The organism is Rhodoferax sp. (genome assembly GCF_018780565.1).
Classification (GTDB): domain Bacteria; phylum Pseudomonadota; class Gammaproteobacteria; order Burkholderiales; family Burkholderiaceae_C; genus Rhodoferax.
In genome coordinates, this window is record NZ_JADMJN010000015.1 from 109,393 (window position 1) to 120,478 (window position 11,086).

The 11,086-nt window shown below is 63.0% G+C and carries 10 protein-coding genes; 9 read left to right on the forward strand and 1 reads right to left on the reverse strand.

Annotated features, from left to right (window positions below):
- The first annotated feature begins 99 nt into the window (after window positions 1–99).
- From IV109_RS18355 to IV109_RS18385, 7 genes are all read left to right on the forward strand, one after another.
- A complete protein-coding gene (locus IV109_RS18355) occupies window positions 100–1,335 on the forward strand; it encodes a pyridoxal phosphate-dependent aminotransferase (RefSeq protein WP_296700290.1) in 1,236 nt (411 codons plus the stop codon).
- A 70-nt stretch (window positions 1,336–1,405) separates the two neighbouring features.
- Window positions 1,406–2,740: a homoserine dehydrogenase gene (locus tag IV109_RS18360; protein ID WP_296700293.1), complete on the forward strand. Its 1,335-nt coding sequence runs from the start codon at window positions 1,406–1,408 to the stop codon at window positions 2,738–2,740.
- The gene (thrC, locus tag IV109_RS18365) at window positions 2,740–4,179 is read left to right on the forward strand and encodes a threonine synthase (protein ID WP_296700295.1); all 1,440 of its coding nucleotides are present in this window, start codon (window positions 2,740–2,742) and stop codon (window positions 4,177–4,179) included. Before IV109_RS18360 ends, thrC begins: the two co-directional genes overlap by 1 nt.
- Window positions 4,176–4,709 carry a molybdopterin-guanine dinucleotide biosynthesis protein B gene (gene mobB / locus IV109_RS18370; RefSeq protein WP_296700298.1) on the forward strand — a complete coding sequence of 178 codons (534 nt, stop codon included), beginning with the start codon at window positions 4,176–4,178 and terminating at the stop codon, window positions 4,707–4,709. The genes thrC and mobB overlap by 4 nt, the downstream gene beginning before the upstream one ends.
- Entirely contained in the window at window positions 4,706–5,941 is a 1,236-nt protein-coding gene (gene glp / locus IV109_RS18375) for a gephyrin-like molybdotransferase Glp (protein ID WP_296700302.1), read from the forward strand. The genes mobB and glp overlap by 4 nt, the downstream gene beginning before the upstream one ends.
- Complete coding sequence (locus IV109_RS18380) at window positions 5,938–6,189, forward strand: MoaD/ThiS family protein (RefSeq protein ID WP_296700305.1); 252 nt, start codon at window positions 5,938–5,940, stop codon at window positions 6,187–6,189. The genes glp and IV109_RS18380 overlap by 4 nt, the downstream gene beginning before the upstream one ends.
- A gap of 22 nt (window positions 6,190–6,211) precedes the next feature.
- On the forward strand, window positions 6,212–6,694 hold the full coding sequence (locus IV109_RS18385) for a molybdenum cofactor biosynthesis protein MoaE (protein WP_296700386.1): 483 nt from the start codon (window positions 6,212–6,214) through the stop codon (window positions 6,692–6,694).
- 314 nt (window positions 6,695–7,008) lie between these two features.
- Here IV109_RS18385 and IV109_RS18390 read toward each other — a convergent pair whose 3' ends face one another.
- Window positions 7,009–10,179, reverse strand: coding sequence for an AAA family ATPase (locus IV109_RS18390; protein ID WP_296700308.1), 3,171 nt, complete (start codon window positions 10,177–10,179; stop codon window positions 7,009–7,011).
- 132 nt (window positions 10,180–10,311) lie between these two features.
- Between IV109_RS18390 and IV109_RS18395 the strand changes: the two genes are divergently transcribed.
- Window positions 10,312–10,668: a hypothetical protein gene (locus tag IV109_RS18395; protein ID WP_296700312.1), complete on the forward strand. Its 357-nt coding sequence runs from the start codon at window positions 10,312–10,314 to the stop codon at window positions 10,666–10,668.
- Window positions 10,665–11,036, forward strand: coding sequence for a group 1 truncated hemoglobin (locus IV109_RS18400; protein ID WP_296700316.1), 372 nt, complete (start codon window positions 10,665–10,667; stop codon window positions 11,034–11,036). Before IV109_RS18395 ends, IV109_RS18400 begins: the two co-directional genes overlap by 4 nt.
- Window positions 11,037–11,086: the final 50 nt, after the last annotated feature.

The window sequence follows — 11,086 nt, forward strand, 5'->3', positions numbered from 1 at the left end:
GCAGACTGGATGCTGCAGTGCGTCAATAGGCCGGTGATCGACGGGGAATTGTGGTCAAATTATAGGTTTCGCCCAGTGCTATCACCTTCTGGAGGGACTTTGAGAACCATTCTGAAATCTGCCAAACTGGCCAATGTGCTCTACGACATCCGTGGCCCCATCATGGACGCCGCCCGGCAGATGGAGGACGAAGGCCAGAAGATCATCAAGCTCAACCTCGGCAATCTTGCCGTGTTCGGCTTCGATGCGCCAGAAGAGATACAGCAGGACATGATTCGCAACCTGCCCAATTCGGCAGGTTACTCCGACAGCAAAGGCATCTTCGGCGCGCGCAAGGCGGTGATGCACGAGACCCAGAAGCAGGGCGTGGTCGGCGTCACTCTGGATGACATCTACCTGGGCAACGGTGCCAGTGAACTGATCGCAATGGCCACCAATGCCTTGCTGGACAACGGCGACGAGTTGCTGCTGCCCATGCCGGACTACCCTCTGTGGACGGCCGCGACCAGCCTCTCGGGCGGCAAGCCGGTGCACTACCTGTGTGACGAGGCCAATGGCTGGATGCCCAATCTGGATGACATCCGAGCCAAGATCACCCCGCGCACCAAGGGCATCGTCGTCATCAACCCCAACAATCCGACGGGTGTGTTGTATTCGAATGAGTTGCTGCTGGGCATCATTGAGATTGCACGCGAGCATGGCCTGGTGATTCTGGCTGACGAGGTGTACGACAAGGTCCTGTACGACGGCGTGAAGCACACGGCGCTGGCCAGCTTGTCAACCGACATTCTGACGCTCACTTTCAACTCCCTGAGCAAAAGTTACCGGTCGTGCGGCTACCGCGCTGGCTGGCTGGTGGTCTCCGGTGACAAGCGGTCGGCCAGTGATTACATCGAGGGCCTCAACATGCTCTCGAACATGAAACTGTGTGCCAATGTTCCGGGCCAGTGGGCGATCCAGACTGCGCTGGGAGGCTACCAGAGCATCAATGATCTGGTCGGTGAAGGCGGGCGCTTGCGCCGTCAGCGTGACCTGGCTTATGAGCTGATCACGGCCATTCCGGGCGTTACCTGTGTCAAGCCTACGGCAGCGCTGTACATGTTTCCTCGTCTTGATCCGAAGATCTACCCGATCAAGGATGACCGCCAGTTTTTCCTGGAGCTGTTGAAGGAAACACGCGTGATGCTGGTGCAGGGCACAGGCTTCAACTGGCCAGAGCCGGACCATTTCCGCATCGTGTTTTTGCCGCATGAAGATGATTTGCGCGAGGCCATTGGGCGCATCGCCAAATTTCTTGAGAGTTACCGCAAAAGCCACATCGCAGTTGGCACCTGATTGCTATTCAATACATAGCTAACTGCGCATAATTTACGTGGGCTAGAGCCCTGATTTACTTTAAATATTCATGAAACCCATTCAAGTAGGCCTTCTGGGCATCGGCACCGTCGGCAGCGGCACGTTCAACGTTTTGCAGCGCAACCAGGCGGAAATCAAACGCCGCGCCGGTCGTGGCATCGAAATCACCATGGTGGCCGATCTGGATGTGGCGCGCGCCCAAAGCCTGGTAGGCCCCGGTGTCCAGGTCGTGAGCGATGCGCGGGCGATCATCGCCAACCCGGACATTGACATCGTCATTGAACTCATTGGCGGCTACGGCATTGCCAAACAACTGGTGATGGAAGCCATTGCGGCGGGCAAGCATGTGGTTACCGCCAACAAAGCCCTGCTGGCTGTGCATGGCACCGAGATTTTTGCCGCTGCGTCCGCCAAAGGCGTGATGGTGGCCTTCGAGGCTGCGGTTGCGGGCGGCATTCCGATCATCAAGGCGCTGCGTGAAGGCCTCACCGCCAACAGCATTCAGTGGATTGCCGGCATCATCAATGGCACCACCAACTTCATCCTGTCCGAGATGCGCGACAAGGGCCTGGACTTTGGCGTGGTGCTCAAGGAAGCCCAGCGCCTGGGCTACGCCGAAGCCGACCCGACCTTCGACATCGAAGGCGTGGACGCGGCGCACAAGGTCACCATCATGTCGGCGATCGCATTCGGCATTCCGGTGCAGTTCGACAAAGCCTATGTGGAAGGCATCACCAAGCTCGGCGCGGCTGACATCAAATACGCCGAGCAACTGGGTTACCGCATCAAGCTGCTGGGCATCACCAAGCGCACTGCCAACGGGGTGGAGCTGCGTGTGCACCCCAGTCTGGTGCCCACCAAACGCCTGATCGCCAATGTGGAAGGTGCGATGAATGCGGTGATGGTGCAGGGCGATGCCGTGGGCACCACGTTGTACTACGGCAAGGGTGCCGGTTCCGAGCCGACCGCCAGCGCGGTGATTGCGGATCTGGTGGACATTACCCGTCTGCACACGGTGGACCCGCTGAACCGCGTGCCCCACCTGGCCTTCCAGGCCAACACGCTGGACCAGGCCATGAGCGACCTGCCGGTGTTGCCCATGGGTGAGGTGGTGACCAGCTATTACCTGCGTCTGCGCGTGGCCGATGAGGCCGGTGTGCTGGCCAAGGTGACGGGCATCGTGGCCAATGCCGGCATCAGCATTGATGCCGTGCTGCAGCGCGAGGCCGACGAGGTGGGTGGCGAAGGATCTACGCAAACCGACCTGATCATTCTGACCCACGACTGTGTCGAGGCCACGATGAACGCAGCGATTGCACAAATGCAGGCCTTGCCGACGGTGCTGGAGCCCATCACCCGCATTCGCAAAGAGGAACTGGCGTGATGAAGTACATCTCCACCCGCGCGGCCTCTGGTGCTTCTGCCGAGCGCAAAAGCTTTTGCGAAATTCTGCTCGAAGGCCTGGCGCCCGATGGCGGACTCTACCTGCCGGAAAGCTACCCCCGGGTGGATGACGCGATGCTGGCGAAATGGCGCGATGTTTACAACAAGCAGGGCTATGCAGCGCTCGCGTTCGAGGTGCTGTCGCTCTACATCGACGACATTCCAGCCGTCGACCTGAAGGCTATTTGTGCCAAGACCTACACCGAAGCAGTTTTTGGTACCAGGGAAATCGTTCCGCTGAAGAAGCTGCAAGACGGTCTGCTGCTTGAAGCTCTGTCCAATGGCCCAACCCTGGCCTTCAAGGACATGGCGATGCAGTTGCTGGGCAACCTGTTTGAATACGAACTGGCACGTCGTGGCGAAGAGCTCAACATCCTGGGCGCCACCAGTGGCGACACCGGCAGTGCGGCCGAGTACGCCATGCGCGGCAAAAAAGGCGTGCGCGTCTTCATGACCAGTCCTTATGGCCGCATGAGCCCGTTTCAGCAGGCGCAGATGTTCAGCCTGATGGACGAGAACATTCACAACATCGCTGTGGACGGTGTGTTTGACGATTGCCAGGACATGGTCAAGGCCGTGTCCAACGATCTTGACTTCAAACGCAAGTACAAAATTGGCACCGTCAATTCCATCAACTGGGCGCGTTTGATGGCCCAGGTGGTTTACTACTTTGCCGGCTATTTTCAGGCGACGCAGGCCAACACCGAGAAGGTCAGCTTCACCGTGCCAAGCGGTAATTTTGGCAACGTGTGCGCAGGCCATGTGGCCCGCATGATGGGCTTGCCGATTGACCGGCTGGTGGTGGCTACCAACGAAAACGATGTGCTCGACGAGTTCTTCCGCACCGGCGTGTACCGGGTGCGCGGCAGTGCCGATACGCACGAGACATCGAGCCCGTCCATGGACATTTCGAAGGCATCCAATTTTGAGCGTTTCGTGTTCGACCTGCTGGGTCGTGACGGTGCGCGCGTGAAGGCTCTTTTCGGCGACGCGCTGGGCAAGGAGGGTCGCTTTGACCTGAGCGCGGACCCTGCATTCATGCAGGCCGCCACGCGTTACGGTTTCGTCAGCGGGAAAAGCACGCACACTGATCGATTGGGCACCATCAAAAACACCTTTGAGAAGTTTGGTGTGATGATTGACACGCACACTGCCGATGCAGTCAAGGTGGCACGCGAGTATCTGAAACCCGGCATGACCATGATCGTCCTGGAAACGGCCTTGCCCATCAAGTTTGCTGCCACCATTGTGGAGGCGCTGGGGCGCGAGCCGGATCGGCCTGCCAAATTCCTGGGTATCGAGGATCTGCCCAAGCGCGTCACCCGCATGGCAGCGGATGCGGATGCCATCAAAGCGTACATCGCGCAGCACTGCGCATGAAGGTGATCGGCTTTGCGGGCTATTCCGGCTCGGGCAAGACCACTTTGGTGGAGCGTTTGATACCGGTTTTTCGCCTGCAGGGTTTGCGGGTATCGGTCGTCAAGCATGCGCATCACCGCTTTGACATTGACCATGTGGGCAAAGACACTTACCGGCACCGCGAGGCTGGCGCGTTCGAAGTCGTGGTGGCCTCCGACCGGCGTCTGGCCCTGATGCGCGAATTTGAGCAACCTGCGAACCTCTCGGTGCATCAGCTGATCGCAGAGCTGTACGAGGGCGTTGACTGGGTTCTGGTGGAGGGCTTCAAGGATTCGGATTTGCTCAAGATCGAGGTGTGGCGGAGCACGTCCAACCAACCGGTGCGCTATATGGATGATGATTTCATTGTCGCTATCGCCACGGATTCCGCGGATGCCTTGCCTCAAGGTACCCAGCGACCGGTGCTGGATCTCAATGACCCAGATGCCGTGGTGAGCTGGTTGACCACCAATCAAGCCCGGTTTGAATACCAGCTGGAGAATTTTGTATGAATGCACCTCGCCCTGGCCTGAAGCCGCTCGATGACGCGCTGGCCGAATTGCTGGGACATGCCGAAGCCTTGGCCGGTGTGGAGTCGGTCTCGACTTTTGATGCCGACGGTCGGGTGCTGGCGCAAGAACTGGTGTCGGCCCTGCACGTGCCGCCGCAGGACAACAGTTCCATGGATGGCTATGCCGTGCGCTGTGCTGATTTGGTACAGGGTCGTTCTCATACGGGTTTGCCGGTCAGTCAGCGTATTGCCGCCGGGTCGTCGGGCGCGCCGCTGGCGCCGATGAGCCTTGCGCGCATTTTTACCGGCGCACCGATTCCGCCAGGCGCCGATGCGGTGGTGATGCAGGAAGACTGTGAAGTGCTGGCGGACGGCGCAGTGCGCATCAAGGCGGTGCCCGTGCCCGGCCAGTGGATTCGCCGCGCCGGAGAGGATGTGGCGCTGGGTGCTGTGGTGCTCTCCAGAGGGGAGCGGCTAACGCCTGCATCCCTGGGGCTTGCAGCCAGTATCGGCATGAACCTGCTGCCCGTGGTGCGCCGGCCCCGTGTGGCCCTGTTTTCAACCGGCGACGAACTGGTAATGCCTGGTGACGTGGCTCCCGAGCAAATGAAGCCCGGCTCCATCTACAACTCCAACCGTTTCTTTCTGCGCGCCTTGCTGCTGCGCTTGGGCTGCGAGGTGAGTGACCTGGGTATCGTGCCCGATCGCCTGGACGCCACGGTGCAGGCCTTGCGTAGCGCGGCCGAAAATCATGATCTGATTTTGACCAGCGGCGGTGTTTCGGTGGGTGAAGAAGACCATATCAAGCCAGCCGTGCAATCGCTGGGTTCCCTGGACCTGTGGCAGATCGCCATCAAGCCCGGCAAGCCGTTTGCCCACGGACGGGTGCAGAACGCCCACTTCATTGGGCTGCCCGGCAATCCCGTTTCCAGCTTCGTCACCTTCCTGGTACTGGTGCGACCGTTTTTGCTGAAATTGCAGGGGGTGACCCAGCTTGCTACTCATTCAATAGCAGTTCCCGCTCATTTCACCTGGGCCAGGGCCGACAAACGCCGTGAGTTTTTGCGCGTCAGGCGCAACGCGGCAGGTGGGCTGGAGTTGTTTGCCAATCAAAGCTCCGGTGTCTTGACATCGGCAGTCTGGGGTGATGGCCTGGTGGACAATCCGCCGGGTCGCACCATCGCGCATGGCGATACAGTCCGGTTTATTCCCTTCGCTGAGGTTCTGGGATGAAAGTTACTGTCAAATATTTTGCCTCCATCCGCGAGGCCATTGGCGCGTCGAGTGAATCGCTTGACACCTCTGCCGCCACACTGGCAGCCCTGCGCGACGAACTGATTGCCCGCGGCGGCGCCCATGCCGAGAGCCTGGCGCGTGGCCGGGCTGTGCGCATGGCGCAGAACCAGGTGATGAGCGACGAATCCGTCGCACTCGTGCAAGGCGCTGAAGTGGCGTTCTTTCCCCCGGTAACGGGTGGTTGAGGCGGGCATGACTGAGATGCAGATTCCATCCCCCCGCGTTGTGATTCAGACCCATGATTTCGATCTGGGTGCCGAGATCAGTGCCTTGCGTGCACAGGATGCCCGCGTCGGTGCCGTGTGCAGCTTTGTCGGCACGGTGCGCGACCGCACGGCAGGCACACCGGGCAGCATCAGCAGCATGGAGCTGGAGCACTACCCCGGCATGACCGAGAAGTCGATTGAAGCCATGATCGACGAGGCGCACCGGCGCTTTGACATCTTCGGTGCCCGCGTCATTCACCGCATCGGTCTGTTGCAGCCGCTCGATCAGATCGTGATGGTGGCCGTGACCTCGGCCCACCGTGGCGAGAGTTTTCAGGCCTGCGAATTTTTGATGGATTACCTCAAGACCCAGGCCCCGTTCTGGAAAAAAGAGCAGACGCCCGATGGCGCGCGCTGGGTCGATGCGCGAGTGGCGGATGATGCGGCCTTGGCCAAATGGGGCATTGAGGCTCGCAACGGCTGATCTCCTATTTCTAGCTATCAAAGTTGTAAAGATCTGTTCCAACCCTGCAGGCTACGAGATGGCAAGGCTGATAGGCTACTAGGCGCTGCGGGCGCCGGGTCTGGACCTGATGCGGGTGCTGAGGAAAAATGCAAATTTCCAAGGTCACCGGCTCCTTCAGGCTCAAACCGTGTATCCGGCTGCAGCAATGGAACGGTCGCGAAGCAGTCCTTTGTGGATGCACCAGAAGGCATCGGAAGGCTGCCGGCCGCTGCATGAACCCAAGCGGCGACATTACCAGGTGCGTGGTGATGTCCTGCTCCGGCGACCGTCTGCTATTTTGACCGCCTAGCCCACCCGTCGCAGCGCTCGGCGTCGATCGGGTGTCCCGCCTGCCTAAAGCGTGCCGCGGCGGCGGCAAAGCGTGCCAGAGCCTCTTCGGCGCCGCCGCGAGTTGCAGCGATGTGCCCGCGCACCTCGTCGTGCGCGGCATACCACGCCGGCAGGCGCATCACCACGTTTGCCAGGTAAGCACACTGCTCCTCGTGTCTTTCGGCCAGTTCCAGTTCACCGGCGCGCGCGGCGGCAATGGCCGCAGGCACGGCGAAAGTGATGCGGCAGCCCGGGCAGGTTTCCAGTGGCCCGCGCACCGAGACACTGGCATCCTCCATCACGTGCAGTGCGGCGCCCGGGTCGTCGGCATGCAGGTTGATACGCGTGCCGTAGATGCGATCGAGCAGGTGAAAGCCGATGTCGGTCTGGCGCGCCACGTCCAAGGCCTCGTCGACGAGGGCGCGGGCCTCGTCTCGCTTGCCCTCATGCAACGCCAATTCGGCCAGGCGCTGCAGCGACAGCGCCTCGCCCACTGGCCCGCCAATGGCGCGGTGCAGTCGGGCGCCTTCGCGCAGGTGCTCGCGTGCTTCGGTCAAGTTGCCGGCCAGCCACTCGGCCTCGCCGCGCAGCGTCACACCGAAAGCATGGCCGCGAGCGGCGCCCAGCCGCTGTGCCTCGGTTGAAAGGGTCTGGGCGAAGTTGATGACGTCCGCGTAGGGCCGCGCGCCGTACAGGAAGCGCTGGGTGATGCACAGGTGGCCGTCGAACACGCGCAGCGCCAGGTGCGGCACTTGGCTGGTCTCGTGCAGATCGGCCCAGACGCTGCGGTGCAGGTCGCCCCGCGCATGCGCTGCAGCGGCCTGCGCCCATGAGGCGATGACCAGCGAGGTGGTGTCACCGGACTGCAGAGCCAGCTGCCGGGCCACCGCCGCTTTGGCCGTGCCAACGGCGGGGTCGCCCGCGCCGAGCGCGGCCGCGCCGCTGTATGCCAGTGCTTCGCACAGTCGGCCCTCGACGCTGGTGGGCGTCAGGCCGGCCAGCACGACGAGCGCACCTTTCGGGTCGCCCAGCTTCACCTGGGCCAGCGCGGCCTTGGCACGCAGGTTGTGGCTCTCGGGTTCACCCGCGACGTCGGCGGCTGCATGGTACGCGGCCAGCGCGGCGGGTTCTCCCATGGCGTCCAACGACTCGGCGCGCAGTCGCAGGCCCTCGGCATGATCGGGTTGAAACGCAAGCAGCGGCTCGAGGTGGCGCAGCGCATCGCTGAAGGCAGCAAGGCGCACGGCCTCCCGGGTGGCGGCCAGCAGCCAGGGCATCGCTTCGCGCCGGTGGCCAGCTTCCAGCCAGTGGCGGGCAATGCCGGCCGGCGGGCTGTCGAGCTCGGCCAGGCGGGCGGCGATCCGGCGGTGCATCTTCAGGCGGCGGTGGGACGGCACCTGATCGATCAGCGCCTGTTGCACCAAGTGGTGGCGGAAGCGGTAGCGGTTGGCAAGCGGCAGCAGCACGCCAGCCGCCAAAGCGGCGTCCAATGACTCCAGGCTGGGGACCTGTGCTTCGGCCGCCAGCGCCTCGACTGTGGCGACATCCAATTCGTCGCCGCTCAGGGCCATCCACTTGAGCAGACTCAGTGCGCTGTCGGGCACGTCGCAAAGCCGCTCGGTAATGGCTTCGGCTACGCCGCCAGGCAAGCGCCCATCGGGGTTGGCTCCGGCACAGCGCGCCAGCTCGATGGCCGCAAAAGGGTTGCCTCCTGCAGCGCGCACGATGCTCGCCACCACGTCGTCTGACACGCCGACTGGCGCAGCACGTGCCACCAACCTGCGGCTCTCGTCGTCGGGCAGCGGCTCTAAATCGAGCACTTGAAGCACGCCCGAGCGTTGCAGCCGGCCCAGGGCGCGCGCCAGTGCGGTGCCTGCTACAGGCGGGCGTGCTGCGAGCAGCACGCACAAGCCGGCGCCGGTGGCCGCAAGCTGCGTAATCACGTCGACATCGGCATCGTCAGCAAGGTGCGCATCGTCGACCTGCAGGAGAACTTCTTTGCCCGGTGCGGCGGCCACCAGCAAGTGGCGGATGGCACCCACCACCTGATGCCTGCCCAGCGGGCCGGGCAGGGTGTCGGCCGGCGCCGCATGCGGGCTTAGCAGGGACAGCACCGCGCGCGCCTGCGCACTGATACGGTCGAGCACGCTGCGGTTCTCGACGATCAGCCGTTCGGTGATGTCGCACATCACCGCATAGGTGCGGCCGGTCTGCGGGGCCTCGACGCGATACACCGCCCAGCCGCGGGTCTGAGCCTGCGCGGCGATCTCGCGGCCGAGTGCACTCTTGCCGATACCGGGTGGCCCCCGCAACACGATCCCACCGGGCCGCTGGATGGCCGCCATGCCCAGCCAGGCGTCGGCCTGGGCACTTGCCTGGGCGCGGCCGACGAAGGCGGGCGCGGCCGCCTGCAGGCCGGCGATGCAGCGCTCGTACAACGCCTGCGTCTGCGCGTCCGGTGATACGCCCAGGCCCCGCTGCAGCGCCTCGCGCAGATGGGCATACCAGCGTAATGCGGCGGCTCGGTTGCCAGCAGCCAGTTCGCGTTGCATCAGCGCGCGGTGCGCCGCTTCGTCTTCAGGGTCCATCTGCGCCAGCCGCTCCCACTGGCCGCTGGCGCGCAACAGTTGCAGCTGGCGCTCGCGCAGACGTTCGCGGGTCGCTTCGGCCCAGGGCTCAAAACGTGCACCGGGCAGCAGGTCGCCCGCGTAGGTGGCGGCAGTATCGGCACAGTCCGCGGGGTCGCGCTGCGCCAGGGCGGCATCGGCACGCTGCTCGAAGCGCAGCGCATCCACCCCCACCGGGCGCTCGGGCCATAGCAGCACCTCGCCGGCCTGCAGCACGATACCGTCGTGACGCCCCAGTGCCTGGCGCGCGTGGTGAGCGGCCTTTCTCAGGTTGGCGGCGCCGGCCTCGGGTTCGAGTTGCGGCCATAGTGCATCGATCACTTCGTCGCGCGTCAAACGCTGGCGCGGCTGCAAGCACAGTAGTTGCACCAGCTGCGCGGCGCGCAGGCTGGGCCAGCGGTCGCCGGCAAGTTGGACACCGTCGATGGCGACTGCAAAGCGGCCAAGCAGAAAGGCGTCAAGGCGGGTAAAGGCCCCTGGAGGCACGTTGGGCGGGTTGATGTCCATGCCAACAAGAATAATACAGCGATGTGACCTCCACAAGCCCTGCAGGCATCAGGAACGATTCAGGAACGCCGGCCCGGCAATCTACGGCCACGCTGAGCGACTACCCGCCGGCGTGAACCACGAGGAGCACCCATGACCTGTCTAAATCTCATCCTTCCCGCGTCGGGCACAGTACCGGCCGTGCTGACGCTTGCGCAACCTCTGACAGCGCAGACTTTGCTCGAACTCGAGCACGCGGTCACCGGCACGCTGGCAATGTTGCGTCGCGACCTGTTCGGCGCTGGCGTTGAGACGGCCGCCGAGTACGCCGTGAGCCGGCCTGACGCCGGAGAAATCGAATACACCTCTTGGATGCCCGATCCCGGTGCCATCGAGGTTGCTTCGTGGGCCGCCCACATGCGGGCCTCTGTCAAGAACGCGGGCTGCATAGCCTTCAACCCAGCAGGTCCAATGGTGGATCTGCCTACCCCAAGGAGAGAGTCGATATGAACCAAACCACCACCACCCTGTACGAGCGCCTGGGTCGCCGCGAGGGCATCACCCGTATCACTGCGGACCTAATGAAGAACCACCTGGCCAACCCGCTGGTGAATGCCCGTTACATGAACAGCGAAGACCTGGCACGTGTTGAACGCCGCGCGGTCGAGTTCTTCTGCGCCGGCACCGGCGGGCCCGAGGTCTACACCGGCAAGGACATGGTGGCCACGCACAAGGGCATGAACATCAACGAGCAGGAGTTCATGACCGTCATTGACGATGCGATGGACGCGCTGCAGAAGAACGGCATCGACGAAGCCACGCGCAACGAGGTGCTGGCCGTGCTGTGGTCGATGCGGCGCGAGGTGATGCGGGTGTGACAGCCGCACCATGTTTCGGCAAACCGGACGTCCTTTGAATTGAGGGGGCG

Coding starts and splice junctions, on each gene's coding strand:
- IV109_RS18390 (WP_296700308.1), bottom strand. CDS start 10,179: ATGGACATCAACCCGCCCAACGTGCCTCCAGGGGCCTTTACCCGCCTT.
- glp (WP_296700302.1), top strand. CDS start 4,706: ATGAATGCACCTCGCCCTGGCCTGAAGCCGCTCGATGACGCGCTGGCC.
- IV109_RS18400 (WP_296700316.1), top strand. CDS start 10,665: ATGAACCAAACCACCACCACCCTGTACGAGCGCCTGGGTCGCCGCGAG.
- mobB (WP_296700298.1), top strand. CDS start 4,176: ATGAAGGTGATCGGCTTTGCGGGCTATTCCGGCTCGGGCAAGACCACT.
- IV109_RS18380 (WP_296700305.1), top strand. CDS start 5,938: ATGAAAGTTACTGTCAAATATTTTGCCTCCATCCGCGAGGCCATTGGC.
- IV109_RS18360 (WP_296700293.1), top strand. CDS start 1,406: ATGAAACCCATTCAAGTAGGCCTTCTGGGCATCGGCACCGTCGGCAGC.
- thrC (WP_296700295.1), top strand. CDS start 2,740: ATGAAGTACATCTCCACCCGCGCGGCCTCTGGTGCTTCTGCCGAGCGC.
- IV109_RS18395 (WP_296700312.1), top strand. CDS start 10,312: ATGACCTGTCTAAATCTCATCCTTCCCGCGTCGGGCACAGTACCGGCC.